The 24758-nt window shown below is 72.9% G+C and carries 23 protein-coding genes and 1 riboswitch; of the genes, 12 read left to right on the top strand and 11 right to left on the bottom strand.

The window, feature by feature from the left end:
- Nucleotides 1-2: 2 nt before the first annotated feature.
- Nucleotides 3-572 carry a septum formation initiator family protein gene (locus ABZ624_RS16210; RefSeq protein WP_360088134.1) on the bottom strand — a complete coding sequence of 190 codons (570 nt, stop codon included), beginning with the start codon at nt 570-572 and terminating at the stop codon, nt 3-5.
- Between the two features lie 42 nt (nt 573-614).
- Nucleotides 615-1571: a 16S rRNA (cytosine(1402)-N(4))-methyltransferase RsmH gene (gene rsmH, locus ABZ624_RS16205; RefSeq protein ID WP_360088131.1), complete on the bottom strand. Its 957-nt coding sequence runs from the start codon at nt 1569-1571 to the stop codon at nt 615-617.
- 358 nt (nt 1572-1929) lie between these two features.
- On the opposite strand from rsmH, the gene ABZ624_RS16200 reads away from it, so the two are divergent.
- From ABZ624_RS16200 to ABZ624_RS16185, 4 genes are all read left to right on the top strand, one after another.
- Complete coding sequence (locus ABZ624_RS16200; protein ID WP_360088128.1) at nt 1930-2541, top strand: carbonic anhydrase; 612 nt, start codon at nt 1930-1932, stop codon at nt 2539-2541.
- Between the two features lie 306 nt (nt 2542-2847).
- Nucleotides 2848-3867 carry a MoxR family ATPase gene (locus tag ABZ624_RS16195; protein ID WP_360088125.1) on the top strand — a complete coding sequence of 340 codons (1020 nt, stop codon included), beginning with the start codon at nt 2848-2850 and terminating at the stop codon, nt 3865-3867.
- A complete protein-coding gene (locus ABZ624_RS16190) occupies nt 3867-5228 on the top strand; it encodes a DUF58 domain-containing protein (protein WP_360088122.1) in 1362 nt (453 codons plus the stop codon). Before ABZ624_RS16195 ends, ABZ624_RS16190 begins: the two co-directional genes overlap by 1 nt.
- Nucleotides 5225-7606, top strand: coding sequence for a DUF3488 and transglutaminase-like domain-containing protein (locus tag ABZ624_RS16185; protein ID WP_360088119.1), 2382 nt, complete (start codon nt 5225-5227; stop codon nt 7604-7606). The genes ABZ624_RS16190 and ABZ624_RS16185 overlap by 4 nt, the downstream gene beginning before the upstream one ends.
- A 116-nt stretch (nt 7607-7722) precedes the next feature.
- On the opposite strand, the gene ABZ624_RS16180 is transcribed toward ABZ624_RS16185, so the two are convergent.
- The 3 genes from ABZ624_RS16180 to ABZ624_RS16170 form a co-directional block, all read right to left on the bottom strand.
- Nucleotides 7723-8106 carry a DUF3040 domain-containing protein gene (locus tag ABZ624_RS16180; protein WP_360088117.1) on the bottom strand — a complete coding sequence of 128 codons (384 nt, stop codon included), beginning with the start codon at nt 8104-8106 and terminating at the stop codon, nt 7723-7725.
- A 276-nt stretch (nt 8107-8382) separates the two neighbouring features.
- Nucleotides 8383-9153: a methyltransferase gene (locus tag ABZ624_RS16175; RefSeq protein WP_360088114.1), complete on the bottom strand. Its 771-nt coding sequence runs from the start codon at nt 9151-9153 to the stop codon at nt 8383-8385.
- Between the two features lie 142 nt (nt 9154-9295).
- Nucleotides 9296-9859: an SAV_6107 family HEPN domain-containing protein gene (locus ABZ624_RS16170; RefSeq protein ID WP_360088111.1), complete on the bottom strand. Its 564-nt coding sequence runs from the start codon at nt 9857-9859 to the stop codon at nt 9296-9298.
- A 145-nt stretch (nt 9860-10004) separates the two neighbouring features.
- Between ABZ624_RS16170 and ABZ624_RS16165 the strand changes: the two genes are divergently transcribed.
- The 4 genes from ABZ624_RS16165 (at nt 10005) to ABZ624_RS16150 (ending at nt 15438) form a co-directional block, all read left to right on the top strand.
- On the top strand, nt 10005-10808 hold the full coding sequence (locus ABZ624_RS16165; protein ID WP_360088108.1) for an ATP-binding cassette domain-containing protein: 804 nt from the start codon (nt 10005-10007) through the stop codon (nt 10806-10808).
- Entirely contained in the window at nt 10795-12879 is a 2085-nt protein-coding gene (locus ABZ624_RS16160; protein ID WP_360088105.1) for a YhgE/Pip domain-containing protein, read from the top strand. The genes ABZ624_RS16165 and ABZ624_RS16160 overlap by 14 nt, the downstream gene beginning before the upstream one ends.
- A 47-nt stretch (nt 12880-12926) precedes the next feature.
- A complete protein-coding gene (locus ABZ624_RS16155) occupies nt 12927-13556 on the top strand; it encodes a TetR/AcrR family transcriptional regulator (RefSeq protein ID WP_360088103.1) in 630 nt (209 codons plus the stop codon).
- Between the two features lie 364 nt (nt 13557-13920).
- Nucleotides 13921-15438 carry an NAD(P)/FAD-dependent oxidoreductase gene (locus tag ABZ624_RS16150; RefSeq protein ID WP_360088100.1) on the top strand — a complete coding sequence of 506 codons (1518 nt, stop codon included), beginning with the start codon at nt 13921-13923 and terminating at the stop codon, nt 15436-15438.
- A 28-nt stretch (nt 15439-15466) separates the two neighbouring features.
- Here the strand turns inward: ABZ624_RS16150 and ABZ624_RS16145 are convergent, their stop codons facing one another.
- The 6 genes from ABZ624_RS16145 to ABZ624_RS16120 all read right to left on the bottom strand — a co-directional run bounded on the left by ABZ624_RS16145 (nt 15467) and on the right by ABZ624_RS16120 (nt 20373).
- Entirely contained in the window at nt 15467-16405 is a 939-nt protein-coding gene (locus ABZ624_RS16145; protein WP_360088097.1) for a hypothetical protein, read from the bottom strand.
- A 56-nt stretch (nt 16406-16461) separates the two neighbouring features.
- Nucleotides 16462-17385 carry a methylenetetrahydrofolate reductase [NAD(P)H] gene (gene metF / locus ABZ624_RS16140; RefSeq protein ID WP_360088094.1) on the bottom strand — a complete coding sequence of 308 codons (924 nt, stop codon included), beginning with the start codon at nt 17383-17385 and terminating at the stop codon, nt 16462-16464.
- 123 nt (nt 17386-17508) lie between these two features.
- Nucleotides 17509-18156 (bottom strand): thiamine phosphate synthase, encoded by a 648-nt coding sequence (gene thiE, locus ABZ624_RS16135; protein ID WP_360088091.1) that lies wholly within the window; start codon nt 18154-18156, stop codon nt 17509-17511.
- A 91-nt stretch (nt 18157-18247) separates the two neighbouring features.
- Nucleotides 18248-18613: an Rv2175c family DNA-binding protein gene (locus tag ABZ624_RS16130; RefSeq protein ID WP_133922101.1), complete on the bottom strand. Its 366-nt coding sequence runs from the start codon at nt 18611-18613 to the stop codon at nt 18248-18250.
- A gap of 142 nt (nt 18614-18755) precedes the next feature.
- Nucleotides 18756-19991: an FAD-dependent oxidoreductase gene (locus tag ABZ624_RS16125; protein WP_360088088.1), complete on the bottom strand. Its 1236-nt coding sequence runs from the start codon at nt 19989-19991 to the stop codon at nt 18756-18758.
- Between the two features lie 31 nt (nt 19992-20022).
- Complete coding sequence (locus ABZ624_RS16120; RefSeq protein WP_360088085.1) at nt 20023-20373, bottom strand: hypothetical protein; 351 nt, start codon at nt 20371-20373, stop codon at nt 20023-20025.
- A 53-nt stretch (nt 20374-20426) separates the two neighbouring features.
- A riboswitch (TPP riboswitch) is annotated at nt 20427-20538 on the top strand.
- Here ABZ624_RS16120 and thiO point away from each other — a divergent pair.
- The 4 genes from thiO (at nt 20536) to pknB (ending at nt 24756) form a co-directional block, all read left to right on the top strand.
- On the top strand, nt 20536-21711 hold the full coding sequence (thiO, locus tag ABZ624_RS16115) for a glycine oxidase ThiO (RefSeq protein ID WP_360088082.1): 1176 nt from the start codon (nt 20536-20538) through the stop codon (nt 21709-21711). Its footprint overlaps the riboswitch before it by 3 nt.
- Nucleotides 21708-21926, top strand: a complete 219-nt coding sequence (thiS, locus tag ABZ624_RS16110; protein WP_360088079.1) for a sulfur carrier protein ThiS — start codon at nt 21708-21710, stop codon at nt 21924-21926. Before thiO ends, thiS begins: the two co-directional genes overlap by 4 nt.
- 3 nt (nt 21927-21929) lie before the next feature.
- Nucleotides 21930-22724, top strand: a complete 795-nt coding sequence (locus ABZ624_RS16105; protein ID WP_360088076.1) for a thiazole synthase — start codon at nt 21930-21932, stop codon at nt 22722-22724.
- 88 nt (nt 22725-22812) lie between these two features.
- On the top strand, nt 22813-24756 hold the full coding sequence (gene pknB / locus ABZ624_RS16100) for a Stk1 family PASTA domain-containing Ser/Thr kinase (RefSeq protein WP_360088073.1): 1944 nt from the start codon (nt 22813-22815) through the stop codon (nt 24754-24756).
- Nucleotides 24757-24758: the final 2 nt, after the last annotated feature.

The raw sequence follows: 24758 nt of genomic DNA, 5'->3' as shown, positions 1-24758 counted from the left end.
CGTCACCTGCCGGGGGTCGGGGTGGGGATGGGCTGGGGGATGGCGGGCAACGGGGGTGCGGCCGCTGCCGGGGCGGAGGGCACGGGGACGGGCTGGGGCTGTCCCTGCGCCGGTGGGGCGGAGGCGAGCGTGGACGGGGGTGCGGAAAATGCCGCGGCCGGGGTCAGGGGCTCGGGGGCGACCGGGGCAGTGAGGGCGGCGGGCCCGGGGCCCGCGACGCCCGGTACGCCCTTGACGGTGCCGTCGGGACCGAGGAAGGCCGGGTCGCCGCCGGGGACCATGCCGAGTTCGCGGGCCCGGCGCTGGAGCGCGGCGGGATCCGAGTAGGCGTCGATGTCCCGCTGGAGGGCCTGTTTCTCGTCGGTGAGGCTCCTCGTCTCCTTCTGCAGGGCGTCGAGTTTGAACGAGCCTTCGCTGAGCGCGGAGTTCAGCACCAGCAGCCCGATGAGGCCGCCGCCGAGCAGCAGGACGACGAGAAGGACGAACGGGGTGCGGGCGGCCCGGGCGCGGCCGGCCGGGAAGAGCCGGGTGAGCCGCGCGGCCCGCCCCCTCAGTGCGGGTTTTCTACTCACGGCTCCCCCGGTCAGTTCGGGAATCCAACCGACCCGTCTCGCTCACTCGACGTCCTCCCTGATGCGCTCCGCGCCGCGCAGCCTGGCCGGTGCGGCCCGGCGGTTCTCGGCGACCTCTTCCTCGGTGGGAAGTTCGGCACCCCGGGTGAGCAGCTTGAGCCGGGGCTGGTAGCGCTCGGGCACGACCGGCAGCCCGGGCGGCGCGGTGGACGCGGCGCCGGCCGCGAACACCTGCTTGACCAGACGGTCCTCAAGCGAGTGGTACGACAGCACGGCGATGCGCCCGCCGACGTCGAGGGCCTTCACCGCCGCCGGGATCGCCCGCTCCAGGACGGACAGTTCCCCGTTGACCTCGATCCGCAGCGCCTGGAAGGTGCGCTTGGCGGGGTTGCCGCCGGTGCGCTTGGCGGCCTGCGGGAGCGCGTCCCGGATCAGCTCGACCAGCCGGGCGCTGTTGCTGAACGGCTCCTTCTCGCGCCCGCGCACGATCGCGGCCACGATCCGCTTGGCCTGCTTCTCCTCGCCGTACGCGCGCAGGATGCGCACCAGTTCGCCCGGCGGATAGGTGTTGAGGACCTCGGCGGCGCTGATGCCGGTCGTCTGGTCCATCCGCATGTCCAGCGGCGCGTCCTGCGCGTAGGCGAAGCCGCGGTCGGCCTCGTCCAGCTGCATGGAGGAGACCCCGAGGTCGAACAGGACACCCTGCACGCGCGGGATGCGGAGCCGCTGGAGTACGTCGGGCAGTTCGTCGTAGACGGCGTGCACGAGGGTGGCGCGCTCCCCGTAGGGCGCCAGCCGCTCGCCGGACAGCCGCAGCGCCTCCTTGTCCCGGTCGAGGCCGATCAGCCGCGCCTCGGGGAACCGGGCCAGCAGCGCCTCGCTGTGCCCGCCGAGGCCGAGTGTGCAGTCGACGACCACCGCTCCCGGGCGCTCCAGGGCGGGGGCCAGCAGGTCCAGGCACCGCTGGAGCATCACCGGGACGTGTCGACTCTGGCTCAAGGGGGCCTCTCATCTTCCGGCGCGGAGCCGTACGCACCGCCGGGTCCCCGCCAGCTCGTGAAGGGTCAGGCCTGCCGGCGCCGGAAGCGTCAGCCGGACCGGAGCGGGAGGAGGCCGAGCCGTACGTACGCGCCGCGCACGTGGGGAGACGGCCCGGGTGTGAGCCGGGGTCTCCGGGGTTTCACCAGCAGGGAGCGCCGCGTCTCCCGCTTCGCGTCACTTTAGTCCACCGTGTCGCGCGGTCAATCAACCGGCCTGCGCGTCGCTTACCGCATCCCGGCGGAAGCCACAATTCGACGGTGTTCACCCGTCCGGACCACATTCGTCCCACCTGTGGGTTGGCTCACAACAAGCCACGATGACGTTCTTTGTCCCCTCTCACAGCAAGCCAGGACGGGGCGTGACCAGTAACGTCATGACTATGACGACTTCCGCAGCAGTTCCCACTGGATCCGAAGGCGCCATAACGAACGGCGACACCGTGACGGATCGCCTGGTGGAGGCCAACCAGCGGTACGCCGCCGAGTTCGCCGACCCCGGCATGGACGCCCGCCCCGTCCTCAGGGTCGCCGTGGTGGCCTGTATGGACGCCCGCCTCGACCTCCACAAGGCGCTCGGCCTGCACCTCGGCGACTGTCACACCATCCGCAATGCGGGCGGTGTCGTCACCGACGACGTGATCCGCTCCCTGACCATCAGCCAGCGCGCGCTCGGCACCCGCAGCGTCGTACTCATCCACCACACCGGCTGCGGCATGGAGTCCCTCACCGAGGACTTCCGGCACGACCTGGAGATGGAGGTCGGCCAGCGCCCGGCGTGGGCGGTGGAGGCCTTCCGCGACGTCGACCAGGACGTGCGCCAGTCCATGCAGCGCGTGCGCACCTCGCCGTTCCTGCTGCACACCGACGACGTACGCGGTTTTGTGTTCGACGTGCGCACCGGTGCGCTGCGCGAGGTGGACCCGGCCTGACCGGGCACACCGGCCGGCCGCCCCGAAAGCATCCCGCCGCCCCCGTACCGAAAATGCGGTCGAAAAAGATGTAAGACCGACATCGTGCGGGCAGTTGTCCACAGGCGAGTGACACGAATCGGTAACGGCGGCAAGAATGCGGGGTGTGGCATCACGCGGAACCTTTCCCGCGTGGTGTCCGTGTTTCGGGGTGGGCCGGTTTCGCAAGCAGCGTCGGCCCGGAAAGTACGGGCCGAGGAGGGCCGGGTGACGACCTATGAGGATCCTGCGAGCCATGGGGGTCCCCCCGCCCGAGCGTATTCGAGGGTGGGGGAGGATCTGACCGCCACGGTGGAGCGGGTGCGCGGTTCGGTGGAGGGCGTGATCGAGGGCAAGCCCGAGGTCGTACGGCTCGCGCTGACCGTGCTGCTCGCCGAGGGCCACCTGCTGATCGAGGACGTCCCCGGGGTCGGCAAGACGATGCTGGCCAAGGCGCTGGCGCGGTCCATCGACTGCTCGGTGCGGCGTATCCAGTTCACGCCCGACCTGCTGCCCTCGGACATCACCGGTGTGTCCATCTGGGACCAGCAGCGCCGGGACTTCGAGTTCAAGCCGGGCGCCATCTTCGCGCAGATCGTGATCGGCGACGAGATCAACCGCGCCTCGCCCAAGACACAGTCGGCGCTGCTGGAGTCCATGGAGGAGCGGCAGGTCACCATCGACGGGCAGACGTACGAGCTGCCCAGCCCCTTCATGGTGGTGGCCACGCAGAACCCGGTCGAGATGGAGGGCACCTACCCGCTGCCCGAGGCCCAGCGCGACCGCTTCATGGCCCGCGTCTCCGTCGGCTATCCCAGCGTGGAGGCCGAGTTGCGGATGCTCGACATCCACGGCGGGGTGAGCCCGCTGGAGGACCTGCAGCCGGTGGCGCACGCCCACGAGATCGTGAAGCTGATCGAGGCGGTGCGCACCGTGCACGTCTCCGAGCCGGTCCGGCGGTACGCGGTGGAGCTGGTCGCCGCCACCCGCACCCACCCCGACCTCAGACTCGGTGCCTCCCCGCGCGCGACGCTGCATCTGCTGCGCGCGGCGAAGGCGTCCGCGGCCCTCGCCGGCCGGGAGTACGCGCTGCCGGACGACGTCCAGGCACTCGCCGTCGCCGTCCTCGCGCACCGCCTGCTGCCCACCGCGCAGGCGCAGCTGAACCGCCGTACGGCCGAGCAGGTCGTGCAGGAGATCCTCCAGCGCACCGCCGTGCCCGCGGCACCGGGCCAGCAGGCACCGGGCTTCGGCGGCCTCGGGCGGAACGTCCCGGCGTATCCCCGGCAGCCCCCGCGGAGTCTGTGATGAACGCCGGGGGGAGCGGGGAGGCGGAGGCCGACCCGGGGGAGACGGGCGGCGTCCGTACGGCCCTGGCGGGTCTGACGACCCGTGGCCGTTCCTTCCTGGCGGCCGGCATCGCCGCCGCGATCTGCGCGTACGTCCTGGGCCAGAGCGATCTGCTGCGGGTCGGCCTGCTGCTGGCCGCGCTGCCGCTGATCTGCGCGACGGTGGTGTACCGCACGCGCTACCGGGTGGCCGGCACCCGCCGGCTCGCCCCCGCGCGCGTGCCGGCGGGCAGCGAGGCCCGGGTGCACCTGCGGATGGACAACGTCTCCCGGTTGCCCACCGGTCTGCTGATGCTCCAGGACCGGGTGCCCTACGTCCTCGGTCCGCGCCCCCGGTTCGTGCTGGACCGGGTGGAGCCGGGCGGCCGCCGCGAGGTGTCCTACCGGGTCCGCTCCGACCTGCGCGGCCGCTACCCGCTGGGTCCGCTGCAGCTGCGCCTGACGGACCCCTTCGGGATGTGCGAACTGACCCGCTCCTTCTCGACGTTCGACACCCTCACGGTCATCCCGCGCGTGGAACCGCTCGCCCCGGTCCGCTTCAGCGGCGAGGCCCTGGGGTACGGCGACGGGCGGCAGCGCTCGCTGGCCCTGGCCGGCGAGGACGACGTGATCCCGCGCGGTTACCGCTACGGCGACGATCTGCGCCGCGTGCACTGGCGGTCCACCGCGCGCTACGGCGAGCTGATGGTGCGCCGCGAGGAGCAGCCCCGGCGCTCGCGCTGCACCGTGCTGCTGGACACCCGGGGCGGCGCCTACGAGGGCGCGGGCCCCGACTCGGCCTTCGAGTGGGCCGTCTCCGGTGCCGCCTCGGTGCTGGTGCACATGCTCGAACGCGGCTTCTCGGTACGGCTGCTGACCGACAGCGGCAGCGTGGCGCCCGGCGAGGGGGCCGACGGGTTCGCGGGCACCGGCCAGGAGACCGCGGAGGCGGCCGGGCTGATGATGGACACCCTCGCGGTGATCGACCACTCCGACGGCACGGGCCTGTCCCGGGCCTACGACGTGCTGCGCGGCGGCAACGAGGGTCTGCTGGTCGCCTTCCTGGGCGATCTGGACGAGGAGCAGGCCGCGACGGTCGCCAAGATGAGCCGGCGCAGCGGCGGTGCCGTCGCCTTCGTGCTGGACCCGGACACCTGGGTGCGCGAGTCGGCCGACGTGCCGGGGCCGGACGACCGGCACACCGAGCGGCTGCGCATCCTGCGTGAGGCGGGCTGGACGGCACTGAGCGTGCCGCGCGGCGCCCCGCTGAACGGACTGTGGCAGCAGGCGGACCGGGAACGTTCCGGTCTGGCCGCCGTGAGCGGGGAGGCGACGGCATGAGCGGGCGGGCACGACTGGCGCTGTGCGCGGCCGCGGCCACGCTGATGGCCTGCTGCGCGCTGCTGCCTCTGGTGGCCGAGCCGACCTGGCTGCTGCAACTGGTGCCGCTGGTGGCCGTGCAGACCGGGGTGGGTGCGGCGGCCCGCCGGGTGCCGCTGGGCCGGCCGCTGACCGTGGCGGCGCAGGCGCTGGCCACGCTGATGCTGCTGACCCTGGTCTTCGCACGGCAGCACGCGATCATCGGACTGATCCCCGGCCCGGACGCCTTCCGGCACTTCGCCGACCTGCTCCAGCAGGGCTCCAACGACGTCAGCGAGTACGCGATACCGGCGCCCCTCACCGACGGCATCAAGCTGATGCTGATCGGCGGCGCCCTGCTGATCGGCCTGCTGGTGGACACACTCGCGGTGACCTTCCGCAGCGCGGCCCCGGCCGGCCTTCCGCTGCTCGCGCTGTACTCGGTGGCCGCCGGGCTGTCCCAGGGCGGGGCCGACTGGCTGTGGTTCCTGGTGGCGGCGGCCGGCTATCTCATGCTGCTGCTCGCGGAGGGCCGGGACCGGCTGGCCCAGTGGGGCCGGGTCTTCGGCGGCGCTCCCCGTTCTCCGGGCTCCCCCGAGGCCGGCGCGGTGGCCCCGGTGCGCACGGGACGCCGGATCGGCGCGGTCGCGCTGGGCGTGGCCCTGATGGTCCCACTGGCCCTGCCCGCGATGCAGGGCGGCCTGCTCGACGCCGCCGGCACGGGCGTGGGGGTGGGCAGCGGCCGGGGCACCGGGGGCGGCGCGGTCAACCTGCTGGTGGCGCTGCGCGACAACCTGAACACGGACAACGACCGTCAGGTGCTGTCCCTGAAGACCAGCAGCAACGACACCTCGGACCTGTATCTGCGGATCGCCTCCCTGGACGACTTCGACGGCACCACCTGGAAGCCGGCCCAGCGGCACATCGTCGGGGTACCGGACCGGTTCCCCACACCCATCGGCCTCGGCGCGGACGTCAAGCGCAGCACGGTGACGACCACGGTCACGGCGGCGGACTGGTACGCCCAGGACTGGCTGCCGATGCCGTACCCGCCGAGCGGGGTGAAGATCGGCGGACGCTGGCGCTACGAGCCGGTCGGCATGGCCGTCGTCGGCGACCACGGCCAGACCACACGGGGGGCTGCCTACCAGGTGACCAGCCTGGATGTGCAGCCGACCGCGGAGCAGCTGTCCTCCGCGCCGGAGCCGCCCGCGGCCCTCAAGCGCGAGTACACCCAGGTGCCGTCCGCGCTGCCGCAGGTGGTCGCCAAGACCGCCAAGGAGATCACGGCGGGCGCGCGGAGCCACTACGGGGAAGCGGTCAAGCTCCAGGACTACTTCGCCGTCACCGGCGGCTTCCAGTACGACACGCAGGTGGAGGTCGGCCGCGGCCCGGGCGCCATCGCGAACTTCCTGAAGAAGAAGGAGGGCTTCTGCGTCCACTTCTCCTTCGCCATGGCGGCGATGGCCCGCACCCTGGGCATCCCGGCCCGGGTCGCGGTGGGCTTCGCGCCGGGCACCCCGCAGGCGGACGGCACCGTCACGGTGAGCCAGAAGGACGCGCACGCCTGGCCCGAGCTGTACTTCGAGGGCGTCGGCTGGACCCGCTTCGAGCCGACCCCGACCCGCGGTACGACGCCGTCGTACACCCAGTCGGACACGCCCGGCACCTCGCTGCCGGACCAGGACCTGCCCTCGCACCACTCGTCCACGGCACCCTCGGCGGCGCCCTCGGCGAGCGAGAGCTGCACGCCCCAGCTGGTCAAGCTGCAGGGCTGCGCCACCGCGTCCGCCGCGGCGGACCCGAGCAGCGGCGGCGGTGGCCCGGGCCCGGGGTGGTATCTGCTGCTCGGCCTGGCCGCGCTGGTGGTGCTGGCGGTGCCGTTCTCGCCGCTGCTGTGGCGGCTGCGGGTGCGGTCGGTGCGGCTGGGCGGGCACGCCCGCACCGAGCAGGGCGCGGCGGCCCACACCCTGGCCGCCTGGCAGGAGCTGACGGACAGTGCCTGGGACCACGGCATCCCGCCGGACGAGTCGCTGACCCCGCGCAGGGCGGCCGACCGGATCGTCGGGCTCGGACAGCTGGACCCGGCGGCCGGTGCCGCGGTGCACCGCCTCGCGGACGCGGTGGAGCAGGTGCTGTACGCGCCTCGGCCGCGTCCCGCGGCAGGCCTGGCCGAGGACGTGCGCCGGGCGATCGAGGGGCTGCGCGGCACGGTGGGCACCGGCACCCGGCTGCGGGCCCTGTTCCTGCCCCGCTCGTCGGCGCGGGTGCTGTGGGCGGTGGCGGCCCGCTGGTCGGCGCTCCGGGCGCGGGCGGCGGCCAGACCAGGTCTGCGCCGGCCGTCGCGACAGCAGGGCTGAGACAAGCGTGAGCTGAGACAAAGGGACAAAGGTGAAGGGCGACCACCGATGGTGGTCGCCCTCAACGTCTTCTGTCGGCGGTGTCTGTCACGGCCCCGCGCAAACCGGCCGGACGGCTACCGGCCCTGTTCGTCCCGGCGACGCTGCCAGCGCTCCTCGATCCGGTCCATCATGGAGCGCTTCGGCCGCACCTGGCGGCGGACGGCGCCCGCGGGCTGCTCCCCCGGCTTCGGTGCCTTGCGCCAGCCCGTGACGGCGAGTACGGCACAGCCCAGCATGACGAGGAAACCCACCACGCTGACCCAGATCAGCTGCGCGACCATTCCGGCCATGAGGAGCGCGATACCCACGAGGAAGCCAGCGACCGCCTGGTAGACCCGCCGCCGGGTGTACGAACGCAGCCCGCTTCCCTCAAGCGCCGACGCGAACTTGGGATCTTCGGCGTACAGCGCTCGCTCCATCTGCTCGAGCATGCGCTGCTCGTGCTCCGAGAGCGGCACGGAGTCCTCCTCATCGTGCAGTCGCCGGGGCGACCCGGGGGGTCCCTTCAGGATAGGCAGGGAATCGCCCCCGTGAAACCCGCCCCTCTACGCCAATTGGCCAACCGGAACCGTCATGGCCGTCCCGGCTCGCTGAGGCTTCCATTCCCCGGCGGCCGACCCGTCATGCCGGGTGGTGTACCTCGATCATACGGCGCAAACCCCACGATCGGGCGTCTTGTGGCGTACTCCATCCGCTGCCAAGGCCCTGATCAGCGGCGGGTCACCGCAGTCGGCTCAGGCCTCGGCGGCACCCTGCGTCTCGCCGAGCACATGCAGCTGGGTGGCGACGGAGTGGAACGCCGGCAGCTCGGCCGCGGCGGCCTCCAGCTTCAGGAGCGCGTCGAGGGCGCCGGGCTCGGTGTCCACGAGGACGCCGGGGACGAGGTCGGCGAAGACCCGCACGCCGTGCACGGCGCCGACCTTCAGGCCCGCGCCCTCGACCAGCGCGGTGAGCTGCTCGGCGGTGAACCGGCGGGGCATCGGGTCACCGGCGCCCCAGCGGCCGTCGGGGTCCGTCAGCGCCTGCCGGGCCTCTGTGAAGTGGCCCGCGAGGGCGCGGGCGAGCACGGCGCCGCCGAGGCCCGCGGCGAGCAGGCTGAGGACGCCCTCGGAGCGCAGCGCGGCGACCGCGTTGCGCACGCCCTCGGCCGGGTCGTCGACGTACTCCAGGACGCCATGGCACAGCACGGCGTCGTAGCCACCGCGCTCGACCACGTCGAAGAGTCCGTGCGCATCGCCCTGGACGCCCCGGACCCGGTCGGCGACGCCGGCCTCGGCGGCCCGGCGCTCCAGTGCGAACAGTGCGTTCGGGCTGGGGTCGACCACGGTGACGCGGTGGCCGAGCCGGGCGACGGGCACGGCGAAGTTTCCGCTGCCGCCGCCGGTGTCGAGGACGTCCAGCGACTCCCGTCCCGTGGCCTTGACCCGGCGGTCGAGGGCGTCCTGGAGGACCTCCCAGACCACGGCGGTACGGAGAGAGGAGCGGGGGCGGCTCGGGTCCGACACGGCAGTTGACTCCTCGGCAGGGCTGGACGGCTTCGGGTGACTCCACCCTATTGCCTCCGGTGCCCTGCCTGGTCACCCCGGCCGGGTACGCCCGGGCGGGTCTCGCACGGCGCGCGCGGTCACTCGTGCTCCCGGCCGGTGGTCAGCCCGCGTCCGGCAGGTCGCCGCGCGTTCTCGGACGGTCGGGTTCACCGGAGTCCCGGCGGGGCTGTGGCAGGACCGGCTGGAGGACGAGCATCCGCTCGACGATGCGCAGGAACACCCCGACGTCCCGTATCAGGTCGTCGGCGTCCCGTCGGCTCGCCGCTCCCCGGATGCCGGCCTCGGCACGGGCACGGCGGGCGGCGCCGGAGGCGAACAGCGCGCTCCACTCGGTCAGTTCGGGGACAATCTCGGGGAGCACTTCCCAGGCGCTGCGGATCCGGGCGCGGCGGCGCGGGGAGGTCTCGGGGCGGCCCCGGGCGGCGAGCACGGCGGCGGCGGTGCGCAGGGCGGCGAGGTGGGCCGTCGCATAGCGCTCGTTCGGCGCTTCCAGGACGGTGGCCTCCTCCAGTCCGGCGCGGGCCTGGGCGAGCAGGTCGAGGGCGGCGGGCGGGGCCGTGGCCCGGCGGAGCACGGGGTGCACATCGCTCGCCGGGCCGGTCAGTGAGGGGGCAGGGCCGGTGGCGCGGCGCCGGCGGGCGGCGGCTGCGGACGGATTGGCCATGACGAACCTCCTGTCGTCTGGGTGACGGCACGAATGCCGTATGTGCCCATCGTGAGGTATGGCACTGACAATCCGTTCTGACCTGGGCCTTTGCCTCGATCGCAGATTCGGGCGTATTTTTGCACTGACCAGTCAGTTCAAAAACATGGAATCGACAGGGGGGCTTGTGGACGGCGTGCACGTCAGGGCCGAGGGCCTCGGGCTCAAGGGGCCGCGGGGGTGGGCCTTCCGAGGCATCACCCTCGACGCGGGCCCCGGCTCACTCATCGCGATCGAGGGACCGTCCGGCTCCGGCCGTACCTGTCTGCTGCTCGCGCTCACGGGACGGATGAAGCCCACCGAGGGAGTGGCCACCGTCGGCGGATTCAAACTCCCCCGGCACATGGCCGGACTACGTCGTGTCAGCGCGGTCGCCAACGTGACCGGAGTGACGGACCTGGAGCCGGCCCTGACCGTCGGCGAGCACCTGCGCGAACGGGCCCTGCTGCAGAGCCGCTTCGGTGACTCCCTGCGCGACCTGCTGCGCCCCCGCGCCCAGCGCGCGCACGAGGCACGGCTGCGCGTCGACGCCGCCCTGGCCGCCGCCGGACTCGACCTCGACGCGCTGCCCAAGGGCTCCCGGACGGCCGTGCGTGACCTGGAACGGCCACAGGAACTGCGCCTGTCCGTCGCGCTGGCCCTGCTCGGCCGGCCCGGGCTGCTCGGCGTCGACGACATCGACATGAAGCTCTCGGACCCCGAGCGCGCCGAGCTGTGGGACCTGCTGCGGTCCCTCACGCGCGCGGGGACGACGGTGGCGGTCGTCTGCCGCACCGCCCCCGGTGACTGTGTCGTCGTACCGACCGCGCCCGCGGACGCCGAGGCGGACGCGGAGAAGCGCAGTGAGACGGACGCCCACCGGAGCGGCGGGAACAGCGACCCGAAGGAGGACGTCGATGCGCTCGCCTAGGCTGGCCGCGCTGGAACTGAGGCGCTTCGGGCGCGGGAGGCTGCCGCGCGCCGCCCTCGTCGCGCTGCTCGTGCTGCCCCTGCTCTACGGCGCCCTGTACCTGTGGTCCTTCTGGGACCCGTACGGCCGTCTGGACCGCATACCGGTGGCCCTGGTGAACGACGACAAGGGCGCCACAGCGGGCGGGAAGAAGATCAGCGCCGGTGACGACATCGTCGACGGGCTGCGCGACAGCCGGACCTTCGCATGGCACCGGGTGAGCGACGAGGAGGCCCGCAGGGGCGTCGAGGACGGCACGTACTACCTGTCGCTGACCCTGCCGGCCGACCTCAGCCGGCGGATCGCCTCCAGTTCCGGCGACTCCCCTGAGACCGGCGCCCTTCAGGTGCGCACCAACGACGCGAACAACTACATCGTCGGCCAGATTTCGAAGACCGTCTTCAACGAGGTCCGCTCGGCCGCCTCCACCAAGACCTCGCGCACCTTCCTGGACAAGATCTTCGTCTCCTTCTCCGACATCCACGACAAGACCGTCACGGCCGCCGACGGCGCCGACAAGCTGAACACCGGCATCGGGAAGGCGGAGAAGGGCTCCAAGGACCTCGCCGACGGACTGAAGGACGCCAAGGGCGGCAGCGGCAAGCTGGTCACGGGCCTGAAGAAGCTCAACACCGGCGCCGGTGACCTCCAGGACGGTTCCCGGCAGGTCGCCGACGGCACGAAGGCGCTCGCCGACAAGGTCAACGGCGTCTACGGCACGGCCGGCCCGTTCCTGAAGGACAACGAGAAGACCATCGGGGACACCGCCCGCCTGGTCTCCGACTCGGCCAAGACCGTCCAGGACAACCTCGACGACCTGGTGAAGCGCGCCCCGGACGCCGCAAAGCTCGCCCACGCGAACGCCGACATCCTGGCCGCGGTCTACAAGGCGCGCTGCGAGACCGCCACGCTCCCCGACCCGAACTGCGCCGACCTCAAGCGGGCCAGGACGGCCACCGCCGAGGTGGCCACCGTCGCCGACGACCTCAACACGCTCATCGCCGACCAGGACGGCGACCTCAAGACGATGCGGGACAACCTCGGCACCCTGCAGAAACAGGCCACGGCACTCGAAGAGCGCGCACCGCACCTGTACGAGGACGTCGACGACGCCGTCAAGAAGATCAACAAGCTGAACGACGGCGCACAGAAGGTCGCCGCCGGCGCCAAGAAGCTGCACACCGGCCTCGGCACCGCTCAGACCGGCGCGACCACGCTGGACCAGGGCATCGGCACGGCCGCCTCGGGCGCCCAGACCCTGAACGGTGGCCTGTACAAGCTGTCCGACGGCTCGGACAGGCTCGCCGGCGGGCTGCACGACGGCGCCGGGAAGATCCCGGACTACGACAAGAAGGACCGCGACCAGCGCACCGGCGTGATGGCCGACCCGGTCCAGCTGGCCTCCCACGACCTGCACAAGGCGCCGAACTACGGCACCGGCTTCGCCCCGTACTTCATCCCGCTGTCCCTGTGGGTGGGCGCGATGGTCGCCTACATGCTGATCCCGCCGCTCAACCGCCGTGCCCTGGCGGCCGGTTCGCCGGCCTGGCGGATCGCGCTCGCGGGCTGGCTGCCGGTGGCCGCGGTGGGCGTGCTGCAGGTGGGCGCCCTGATGGCCGTACTGCACTGGGCGATCGGGCTGCAGATGCTGCGCGCTGCCGGCACGATCGGCTTCCTGTGCCTGGTCACGGCCTGCTTCGCGGCGATCGTGCAGTGGCTGAACGCCCGCTTCGGCGCGGCCGGCCGGATCCTGGTGCTCGCGCTGCTGATGCTCCAGCTGACCTCTGCGGGCGGCACGTACCCGGTGCAGACCAGCCCGGGCTTCTTCAACGCGATCCACCCGTTCCTGCCGATGAGCTACATCGTGGAGGCGCTGCGCCGGCTGATCACGGGCGGCGGGCTCGGCCCGGTGTGGCAGGCGTGCGGTGTGCTCGCCGCGTTCACCGTGGGCGCGCTCGCGCTGACCGCCCTCGCGGCCCGCCGGCGCCAGGTGTGGACGCTGGACCGGCTGCACCCCGAGCTGAGCCTGTGATCGGCAAGCGGCCACCGCACGCGCGCGTACCTGTGAGAATCAGGGCCATGGAAAGCAGCAGCGCCAGGTCAGGCGGCAGCACCCGCCGCGAGGCCACCCGGCAGAAGCTCTACGAGGCGGCCGTCACGCTCATCGCCGAGCAGGGCTTCTCCGCCACCACGGTGGACGAGATCGCGGAGCGGGCCGGGGTCGCGAAAGGCACGGTCTACTACAACTTCGCGAGCAAGTCGGTCCTCTTCGAGGAGCTGCTGCGGCACGGTGTGGGCCTGCTCACCGCCTCCCTGAAGGAGGCGGCCGAGCAGACCGCGGCCGAGGGCGGCAGCAGGGTCGACGCGCTGGACGCGATGGTCCGCGCGGGCCTGGTCTTCATCGACCGCTACCCGGCCTTCACCCAGCTGTACGTGGCCGAACTGTGGCGCACCAACCGGGCCTGGCAGTCCACGCTGATGGTGGTCCGGCAGGAGGCCGTCGCGGTCGTCGAGGGCGTGCTGCGCGAGGGCGTGGCGGCCGGCGAGTTCAGCGACGAGATCGACGTCCAGCTGACGGCGGCCGCGCTGGTCGGCATGGTCCTGGTGGCCGCGCTGGACTGGAAGTCGTTCCAGCCGGAGCGCTCGCTCGACGACGTCCACGCGGCCCTGTCGCGGCTGCTCCAGGGACGCGTGAGCGGCAAGGGCTGAGCGCACGAGGAAGGCGCCGGTCCGCTGCCGGACCGGCGCCTTCACCCTCCCCGTACTCCCCCGTACTCCCCCGTACGGTCTTCCCCCGATGGTCCCCCGTGGGTGGTCGCCCCCGGGTCCCCCGACTCGCTTCCGCCGACGGATCGGCGGAAGGAGCGGCCAGGTGGCGCGCACCGTTCCGCCGCCCCGTGCCGGCGGTGCCGGGCCGCGCCCCTTTGCCGTGCCTCCACTCTCCCGTGCACACAGGCCGCGGGCCATCCGCGCACATACTCATCTCGCGACCTGAGTACGGATACTCAGCCGCCCGCACATGACCCCACGCCCGCGGACCGGATTGTCAGTGGCGGTCGATAAAGTCGCAGGCATGGCACGGATTGCGGTGATCGGCGCCGGGATGGGCGCGATGGCGGCCGCTGCCCGGCTGGCCGTCGCGGGCCACCGGGTGGCGGTGTACGAGCGTACGGAGACATACGGCGGCGCGGTGCGCCGGTTCGAGCGGGACGGGTTCGCCTTCGACACCGGCCCGGGACTGCTGACGCTGCCGGCCGTGTACCGCGATCTGTTCGTCAAGACCGGCAAGGAGCCGCTGGAGGACTGCGTCGAGCTGGTCCAGGTCGATCCCTCCGCGCGGCATGTCTTCGCGGACGGTACCGAGGTGTCACTGCCGAACGCCTCGCGCGCCGGTGTGGTCGCGGCCCTGGACGAGGCGCTGGGTGCGGGCGCGGGCGAGCGCTGGGGCGGCTTCCTGGTGCGGGCCCGGGAGGCCTGGGACCGCACGCGCAGACCGTTGCTGGAGGAGCCGCTGTGGCCGAGCTGGCAGGTGCTGGCCGAGAAGGAGCCGTATCCGTCCGTCCCGCACCGGCGCCTGCTGCGCACACGGTACGCGCGCACGCTGTCCGAGATCGGCTCCCTCGAGCTGTGCGACGAGCGCCTGGCGGCTCTGCTGGAGAGTTCCGCACTCGCCCACGGCCTCGATCCGCGGACCGCTCCGGCGAGCGCGGCCGTGCTGCCCTACATGGAGCACGCCTTCGGCACCTGGTATGTGCGCGGCGGCATCAGGGAGTTGGCGCGCGCGGTGTACGAGCGGTGCGTGAAGCGGCGGGTCGAGTTCGTCTTCGGCGCGGAGGTCGTACGGATCCTGGAGAAGGAAGGCCGTGCGGCGGGCGTGGAGTCGAGGGACGGCACGGTGGCCGAGGCGGACTTCGTGGTGGCCGGTGTCGCCCCGGACGCCCTTGCCGGGTTCGTCACCGGCACGGCCCTCCGCGGTGACGGCGAGGTCGCGCCACAGCGCGGGACGCCGAGCCGGCTCACGGTGCTGCTGGCGCTGCGCGGCGAGCGGCCGCACGGTGCGGCCCACCGGACCGTGGTGCACGCGCAGGACCGGGAGAGCGAGCGGGAGCTGCTGTTCGGCAGCTCGAAGGGGATGGCGGCGCGCCCGACCGTCACCGTGCTGCGGCCCGACGACCCGGCGCTGGTGCCGGACGCCGCCCATGAGTCGGTCGTGCTGTCCTCGGTGGTCCCTGCCCTGCCACAGGACGGGAGCCGGACCGGGCGGGCGGGCTTCGAGCGCCACGCCGAGGCCATGATCGAGGTGGCCGAGCGGGCCGTGCCCGGACTGCGGGACCGCATCCTGTGGAAGGAGGTGTGTACCCCTGCCGCCGTCGAGGAGGCCACGGGCGCGGCGGGCGGCGCGGTACCGGCCCCGGCGCTCGCAGCCGGTGCCGGACGCCTGCTGCACCCGGGCAACAGCACGAGGCTGGCCGGCCTCTTCACCGCCGGCGGCTGGTCGCACCCCGGCGGTGGACTGCCGCACGCGGGCATGTCCGGCGCGCTGGTGGCGGGTCTGATCGTGGAGGGGCCGGGGTTCCGCGGCTCCCAGTGAGCATGCTCGGGGTGAGCGGGCTCAGGCCTCAGAAACGGTACTGCTCGTCGTAGCCGGCGCCGGGCTGCGGTTGCTGTGCGTGGTCGTGGCCCTGGTACGGGTAGGGCTGCTCCTGCGGGAGTTCGCCGCCGTAGGTCTCGTCGGTGCGCTGCTGCGGTACCCACACCCCGCCCGACGGGGTCTCGCCGTAGCCGCCGCCGGCGTACGGGTCCTGGGCGTAGCCCTGCTGGGCGTACTGCCCGGAGGAGCCGGTGTCGTACGAGGCGCCGCCGTAGGGCTGGCTGCCGATGTACGGGTCGGAGTAGTTGGCGTAGGCCTGCTGGCCACTGGTGTCGTAGCCGTAGCCCTGCTGGCCGTAGCCCGAGTAGTCGTAGGCGTAGCCCTGCTGCTCGGTGCCCTGGGCCTGCGCCTGGGTGGCGCCCGCGTAGGCGGTGTCGCCGTAGACGCCGTAGGAGCTGGTGTCCTCGGGCAGGGGCTGCGGCTCGTAGACGGCGGTGGTCTCGGCGGCGGTGGGGTCGCCAGGACGGGGGGCCGGGGTGAAGACGTCGTCGCGGTCGTAGTCGTCGTCGCCGTGACCCTGCTGGTCGTGGGCCTGGCCGGGGTCCCGGTCGTCGTCCGGGCCGCCGGGCTCCGGGTCGGGGGCGTGCGACTGCGGGTCGTGCCGGTCCGCCTTGCCGCGGCGGCGCTTGCTGGCGCCGCCGGTCTCGGCGTCCGGGCGCTTGACCGCCCAGCCCGCGGCGAAGCCACGGCGGAACGAGAGCGTGACATAGGTCTGGCCGACCGCGAAGGCGATCGCGCCGACACCGATCACGATCACGGACGGCATCAGCACGCCGACCACGACCCCGAGGAAGCCGGTGAACGCGAGCAGCCGCCAGCGCAGGCGTGCCTTGTACTGCAGCAGCACCTCGCCCAGCAACCACAGTGCGACGATGCCGAACGCGATGTAGAGGACCGTCCAGCCCATGTACGCCCCTCTCCCAGTGACCGCTACGCAGTGTGTCGTATCGCGGTGCGGCCGGTCTAGGCCTGCGGGGGGTGGTGCAGGCCCAGGTTCTCGTAGATTTCCAGCGTCGCCGTGGAGTTGTTGAGCGTGATGAAGTGCAGTCCGGGCACTCCCTCGGCGAGCAGCCGAGCGCAGAACTCCGTGGCGAAGCCGATACCGATGGAGCGTACCGCCGCCGGATCGTCCTTCGCTGCGAGGATCCGCTCTTTCAGGGCGTCCGGGAAGACGGCGTTGCTGAGTCTGGGCAACCGTTCCAGCATCTTCACGCTGGTGACCGGCAGGACCTCCGGGATCACCGGGGTGTCACAGCCCGCGGCCGCCACACGGTCGCGCAGTCTCAGATACGACTCCGGCTGGAAGAACATCTGTGTGACGGCGTAGTCGGCGCCCGCACGGCACTTGTCCACGAAGTGGGCGACGTCGGTGTCCCAGTCCGTGGAGCGGGGGTGCATCTCCGGGAACGCGGCGACGCCCACGCAGAAGTCGCCCGACTCCTTGATGAGCCGGACGAGTTCGGCGGCGTAGGTCAGGCCCCGCGGGTGCGGGACCCACTCGCCCATGGGGTCGCCGGGCGGGTCGCCGCGCACGGCGAGCATGTTGCGGATCCCGGCGTCCGCGTACTGGCCGATGATGTTGCGCAGCTCGGCGATGGAGTGGTCGACCGCGGTGAGGTGGGCGACCGGGGTGAGCGTGGTGTCGGCGACGATCTGCTCGGTCTCCTTGACCGTGCCGGCGCGGGTGGAACCGCCGGCGCCGTAGGTCACGGAGACGAAGTCGGGCGCGACCGCCTCGACCCGCCGGAGCGCGCTCCACAGGTTCCGCTCGCCCTTGGGGGTCTTCGGTGCCGAGAACTCGAACGAGTACGTCGTCTTGCCGGTGGCGAGGATCTCACGCACGGTGCGTGCGCGATCAGTCCTGGTGGATGCGGTTCCGAGGGCCATACGGGCAGGTTAGCCAGGGGTGGGCGGTCCCCCAACCGAATGCCGGAAATTTGCCCGAATTGCCCCTTTCCTGTCCACGCCTTGGACAAAAATGTGGACAGCACAGGGGCAGCAGGCGCGCCGCTAGGCCTGCCGCAGCCGCTTCGCGAACTCCGCGGCGGCCGCTCCCGGGTCGTCGGCCTCGGTGATCGCGCGGACCACGACCACCCTGCGGGCGCCCGCGTCCAGCACCTGGTCGAGGCGGGACAGGTCGATGCCGCCGATCGCGAACCAGGGGCGTTCGGTGCCCAGGCCGGCGGCGTACCGGACCAGGTCGAGGCCCGGGGCGTGGCGGCCGGGCTTGGTGGGGGTGGGCCAGCAGGGGCCGGTGCAGAAGTAGTCCACACCGTCCTGCACGGCGGCCGCGGCGGCCTCGGACTCGGCGTGCGTGGAGCGGCCGATCAGCACCTCCTCGCCGAGGATGGCGCGGGCCGCGGGGACCGGCAGGTCGCCCTGGCCGAGGTGCAGCACATTGGCGCTGGCGGCGTGGGCGACGTCCGCGCGGTCGTTCACCGCGAGGAGCTTGCCGTGCCGGGCGCAGGCGTCCGCGAAGACCTCCAGGTGCCGCAGTTCCTCGGCGGCCTCCAGGCCCTTGTCGCGCAGCTGGACGATATCGACACCGCCGGCCAGGACCGCGTCCAGGAACTCGGGCAGGTCGCCCTGGCGCGTGCGCGCGTCCGTGCAGAGGTACAGACGGGCCTCGGAGAGCGCGGCGCGTGCGGTGTCGGACATACGTGGTCCCCCCTGAAGGGTGTGCGGGCGGCCGGCGCGGGGGCGTACGGGCCACGACGGCCCGCACGCCCCGCGCGTGCTGCGGGTCGGCTCAGACGGCGAGCGCCTGGGCCCGGCGCTTCACCTCCGTGCCGCGATTCTCGCTCAGGGCCTGCGCGGGGGTGCCGGGCAGGGTCGGGTCAGGGGTGAAGAGCCACTCGATCATCTCTTCGTCCGTGAAGCCGTCGTCCCGCAGGAGCGTCAGGGTGCCGGACAGGCCCTTGACGACCTTGTCCCCGTCGATGAAGGCGGCGGGGACGTGCAGCGCCCGGTTCTCACCTCGGCGTACGGCGATGAGCTGGCCCTCCTTGACCAGCTGCCGCACGCGCGTCACCTCGACGCCGAACTGTTCGGCGATGTCGGGGAGGGTGAGCCAGGCAGGGACGAGAGCATCGATCTTTGCGTCAATCTCGGTCACGGCACCTAGCGTAGGCGCTCCGCTGGTTCGGTCGCGATGCGCTCCGCCGGGTGCCGCGACGGATCGTCCTTCGGGGGCGGCACCGCCGTGGTTGCTCGCGCCCACGCGGCGGAGCCGCCTATCGCTACGGCCCCGCGCCCCTTCAGGGCGCTGCAGTCGCGTCTTTCAACGGGCGGGCCGGGTCCGCCAGAGCCTCCGCGTCCATGCTGCGGCCCGCCTCGATCAGCCTCCGCCCCTGCGCCAGGTCGCGCGGGCGACCGACGGCCAGCAGAGCGACAAGGCGGTCGCCGCGCAGCCAGCACACCGACCAGGCCAGGCCCGTCGGGTCGCCCCGCCGCACCAGCCGGTCGGCGGCGGCATGGTGGCCGGCGTACTGCACGAAGCGGCCGAACTGCTCGGACCAGAAGTACGGGACCGGGTCGTAGACCGCCGGGGTCTCGCCGAGGATGTTCGCGGCGACCGTGCGGGGGCCCTGCAGGGCGTTGTCCCAGTGGTGGACGAGCAGTCGTTCGCCGTAGCGGGCGGAGGGGAAGGAGGCGCAGTCGCCGACGGCGTACACGTCCTCGACGGAGGTGCGCAGACGGTCGTCGGCGAGGACGTCCCCGTGCGGCCCCAGCTCGATACCCGAGCCGGCCAGCCAGGCGGTGGCGGGGCGGGCCCCGATGCCGACGACGACGGCGCCCGCGGGCAGCCGGGTGCCGTCGGCGAGGACGACCGCGCCGGGCTCGACGCGCTCCACGCGCGCGTGCGTGCGGAGGTCGGCGCCCGCGTCGGCGTACCAGGCGGCCATCGGGGCGGCGACCTCGGCGGGCAGGGCGCCGGCGAGCGGACGGCCGGCGGCCTCCACGACGGTCACCGCGCAGCCGGCCTCGCGGGCGGCCGTGGCGAACTCGGCGCCGATCCAGCCCGCGCCGACGACCACGATCTCGTGCTGCCGGGCGAGCACGGGCCGCAACCGTTCGGCGTCGTCCAGGGTGCGCAGCAGATGCACGCCGGGCACCCCCTCGGTGCCGGGCAGGGTGACCGGTTCGGCGCCGGTGGCGAGGACCAGGACGTCGTACCGCACCGGGCCCTGCTCGGTGTCCAGCTCGTGCGCGGCGGGGCGCACGCCCAGCACCTCGCAGCCGAGCCGCAGCTCGACCCCGAGCGACTCGAAGTCCACGTCGAAGGCGGAGTCCTCCGCCTTGCCGAGCAGTACGGCCTTGGACAGCGGCGGCCGGTCGTACGGTTGGTGGGGTTCGGCACCGATGAGGGTGACGGTGCCCTGGAAGCCCTGTTCGCGCAGGGCGACCGCGGTCTGCACCCCGGCCATGCCGGCGCCGACGACGACCACGCGCCGCCCCTGTGACGTGCCCTCTTGTGCTGTCTGCTCGCTCACCCGATCACCATAGACAGTGACGGAGCGTCAGTCAGCGGGCGGGCTCGGTGACCTGTTCCACAACACTCGTGCCGGAGCCCGCCCGGGACTCCCACTCCCAGGTCTCCTCCAGCCGCACGCGCCCGTCCGGCAGCTCGACGACCGTGGACACACAGTGCCCGGAGGCGGTCGACCCGTCGGTCCTCAGCTGGACATAGCGGAAGTCCAGCCGGTCGCCCTCCCGGGTGCCGACCAGATGGCCGCGTACCACGTCGCCGCCCGCGTACTCGGCCCAGATCTCGCCCTCCGTCTCGTGGTAGGCGAACCGGGTGTGGGTGCCCACCTGACCTGGGGCTTGGTCCGCCACAGGGGCGAGGATCAGTCCGTCGAGCGACCGGGACACGGGCAGGGGCTCCCTTACGGGTGACGAGCGGGGCGGGCTAGGGTGGCCACCGTACAAGCACTCGCGGGAGCCCGGACGCACCGGGCTGAGAGGGAGGCTGGCGGCCTCCGACCGTACGAACCTGATCCGGGTCATGCCGGCGAAGGGAGGGGCTGGACGCCCATGTCGTCACGTACGTCCGATACGTCCGACGTCCTCGTCATCGGGGGCGGCATCATCGGCCTGGTCACGGCCTGGCGCGCGGCGCAGCGCGGGCTCGCCACGGCCGTGGTGGACCCCGAGCCCGGCGGCGGGGCCGCGCAGGTCGCGGCGGGGATGCTGGCCGCGGTCACCGAACTGCACTACGGCGAGGAGAGGTTGCTCGCCCTGAACCTGGAATCGGCGCGCCGCTACCCGGACTTCGCGGCCGAGCTGACCGAGCTGACCGGCCACGACCTCGGCTACCGCCGGTGCGGCACCCTCGCGGTCGCGCTCGACGCCGACGACCGCGCCCACTTGCGCGAACTGCACGCCCTTCAGCAGCGCTCGGGTCTGGACTCGGAGTGGCTGTCCGGGCGGGAGTGCCGGCGTCTGGAGCCGATGCTGGCACCCGGGGTGCGCGGCGGGCTGCGGGTGGACGGCGACCACCAGATCGACCCGCGGCGCCTTGCGGCAGCCCTGGTGACCGCGTGCGAGCGGGCGGGAGTGGTGTTCCACCGGGCGTGGGCCGAACGGCTGGACGTCGTACGGGACCGGGCCGCCGGGGTCACCACGGCGGACGGTGCCGAACTGCGCGCCGGCCAGGTCGTCCTCGCGGCCGGCAGCCTGAGCGGGCGGCTCGCCGGCGTGCCTGAGGCGCTGCTGCCGCCGGTGCGGCCGGTGAAGGGCCAGGTGCTCCGGCTGACCGTGCCGCCCCGGTACGCGCCCTTCCTGAGCCGCACCGTACGGGCCGTGGTGCGCGGCGGCCATGTCTACCTCGTGCCCCGTGAGAACGGCGAACTGGTCGTCGGCGCCACCAGCGAGGAGCTGGGCTGGGACACGACCGTCACCGCGGGCGGGGTGTACGAGCTGCTGCGCGACGCCCATGAGCTGGTGCCGGGCATCACCGAACTGCCGCTCACCGAGACCCGGGCCGGGCTGCGCCCCGGCTCCCCCGACAACGCGCCGCTGCTCGGCCCGTCCGGGCTCGACGGGCTGCTGCTGGCCACCGGGCACTACCGCAACGGGGTGCTGCTCACGCCGGTCACCGGCGATGTGCTGGCCCAGCTGCTGACCGGCGGCCAACCGCCGGAAGCGGCCCGTCCGTTCACACCGCGGCGCTTCGGTGCCGCCGCCGTCCTCATGGAGCAGCCCGCATGAGCATCTCCGTCACCCTTTCCATCTCCGTCAACGGGAAGCGCCGGGAGATCGTCCCGGGTACCGCTCTCGACACCGTCGTACGGTCGCTGGTCGCGGCGCCTTCCGGGGTGGCCGCCGCCGTCAACGAGACCGTCGTCCCGCGCGCGCAGTGGGCGGCCACGGCGCTGGCCGAGGGCGACCGGGTCGAAGTCCTCACCGCGGTCCAGGGAGGCTGAGCCATGGCCGACGATCTCTTGGTCCTCGGGGGCACGACGTTCTCGTCGCGGCTGATCATGGGCACGGGCGGTGCGCCCAGCCTGGACGTGCTGGAGCGGGCGCTGGTCGCCTCCGGTACGGAGCTGACGACGGTCGCGATGCGGCGGGTGGACCCGTCCGTCCACGGCTCGGTGCTGTCGGTGCTCCAGAAGCTCGGCATCCGGGTGCTGCCGAACACCGCGGGCTGTTTCACCGCGGGCGAGGCCGTGCTGACCGCGCGCCTGGCACGGGAGGCACTGGGCACGGACCTGGTCAAGCTGGAGGTCATCGCCGACGAGCGGACGCTGCTGCCGGATCCGGTGGAGCTGCTGGAGGCGGCGGAGACGCTGGTCGACGACGGGTTCACGGTGCTGCCGTACACCAATGACGATCCCGTGCTGGCGCGGAAGCTGGAGGACGTCGGGTGTGCCGCGGTGATGCCGCTGGGGTCGCCGATCGGGTCCGGGCTCGGGATCCGCAACCCCCACAACTTCCAGCTGATCGTCGAGCACGCGCGGGTGCCGGTGATCCTGGACGCGGGGGCCGGGACGGCATCGGATGCGGCGCTGGCCATGGAGCTGGGCTGTGCCGGGGTGATGCTGGCCTCGGCGGTGACGCGGGCGCAGGAGCCGGAGCTGATGGCCGCCGCGATGCGGCATGCTGTGGAGGGCGGCCGGCTGGCCCGGCTGGCCGGGCGGATTCCGCGCAGGCACTTCGCGGAGGCCTCCTCCCCGACGGAGGGGCGCGCCCACCTGGATCCCGAACGTCCGGCCTTCTGATCGCGGGGGAGTCACAGCTGTGCTGCATTCCGTCCCCGGAACAGCACAGCGTGCGGCACTGTCGGTCGGCCCTCGTAGACTCCCCTGCGTGGATACGACCCTTCAGGACCCCCTCGTCGGGCAGGTGCTCGACGGCCGTTATCGCGTCGACGCACGGATCGCGGCCGGCGGGATGGCCACGGTGTACCGGGCCCTGGACACCCGTCTGGACCGTGTTCTCGCGCTGAAGGTGATGCACCCGACGCTCGCGTCGGACGGATCGTTCGTGGAGCGGTTCATCCGGGAGGCGAAGTCCGTCGCGCGGCTGGCGCACCCGAACGTGGTGCAGGTCTTCGACCAGGGGACCGACGGGTCGTACGTGTACCTGGCGATGGAGTACGTCGCCGGGTGCACCCTGCGGGACGTGCTGCGCGAGCGGGGTGCGCTGCAGCCGCGGGCCGCGCTGGACATCCTGGAGCCGGTGCTGGCCGCGCTGGGTGCCGCGCACCGGGCCGGGTTCGTGCACCGGGACATGAAGCCCGAGAACGTGCTGATAGGGGACGACGGCCGGGTCAAGGTCGCCGACTTCGGGCTGGTGCGGTCGGTGGACACGGTGACCAGCACGACCGGCGCCGTCCTCGGGACCGTGTCGTATCTCGCACCCGAGCAGATCGAGCAGGGCACCGCCGACCCCCGGGTCGACGTCTACGCCTGCGGTGTCGTGCTCTACGAGATGCTGACCGGTGAGAAGCCGCACGCCGGGGACTCGCCCGCGCAGGTGCTCTACAAGCACATACACGACGACGTGCCACCGCCCTCTGCGCTGGTGCCGGGCCTGCCGTACGAGCTGGACGAGCTGGTCGCGTCGGGGACCGCGCGCAACCCGGACATCCGGCCGTACGACGCCGTGGCGCTGCTCGCCCAGCTGCGCGAGGCACGCCTCGGGCTGAGCGCCGGGCAGCTGGACGCGGTGCCGCCGCAGGCGCTCACCGCGGAGCACGACAACGCCGAGGACCGGACGAGCGTGATCCCGCGCTCGCTGACCTCCCCCGTGCTCGGCTTCGCTCGCGCGGGGGGACCCCCCTCGCGCCCGCTGCCGGTGAACGAGGACGAGCCCGCGGTCCGGCACACCAGCCGGCTGCAGGCGCCCCCGGCACCGCCCCGGCGGCCGAGGCGTCTGGTGCTGACGATCGTCGCCGCCGTGCTGGTGGTGTTCGGCGTGGGCGCCGGGGTCTGGTACATCAACTCCGGCCAGTTCACGAAGGTCCCGCCGCTGCTGTCGAAGACCGAGGCGCAGGCCCGGGACCGGCTGGAGGCGGCCGGGCTCGAGGTCGGGCAGGTCAAGCGCGCGTACGACGACACCGTCCCGCGGGGCACGGTCATAGGCACCGACCCGGCGCCCGGCGCCCGGATCCGCGACCACGACGCGGTGACGCTGACCATCTCGCTGGGCCCCGAGACGGTGAACGTGCCGGATGTCGCGGGCCGCCCGCTGGCCGAGGCGCGGGCGCGGCTGAAGGCGGACGGGCTGGAGCCGGGCATGGTCACCCGGGAGTTCAGCGAGGACGTCGCCAACGGCTCCGTGATCGCCACGAATCCGAAGGCGGGCACCAAGCGGCACGCCGGCTCGGCGATCGCGCTGACCGTCAGCAAGGGCAGTCCCGTTGATGTGCCGGACGTCACCGGTGACGACGTGGACGAGGCCAAGCAGGAGCTGACGGGCGCCGGGCTGAAAGTGGTGATCGCCCCGCAGCAGGTCAACTCCGACGTCGACAAGGGCAAGGTGGCCCGGCAGAGCCCGGGTGAGGGCAGTCAGGCCGCCGAGGGCGACACGGTGACGCTGACGCTGTCCAAGGGCCCGCAGATGGTCGAGGTGCCGGACGTGACCGGCGACAGCGTGGACGACGCCCATAAAGCGCTGGAGGGCGCCGGCTTCAAGGTGGACGAGGACCGCGGGCTGCTCGGCCTGTTCGGCGACACCGTGAAGAAGCAGTCGGTGGGGGGCGGCGACACGGCTCCCAAGGGGTCGACCATCACGATCACCATCCGGTGACG

Origin of the sequence: Streptomyces sp. NPDC007205, assembly GCF_040634095.1 — a bacterium.
Lineage (GTDB): Bacteria > Actinomycetota > Actinomycetes > Streptomycetales > Streptomycetaceae > Streptomyces.
Note: the sequence above shows the minus strand (reverse complement) of the source record. Positions and strands in the feature narration are given on the sequence as shown.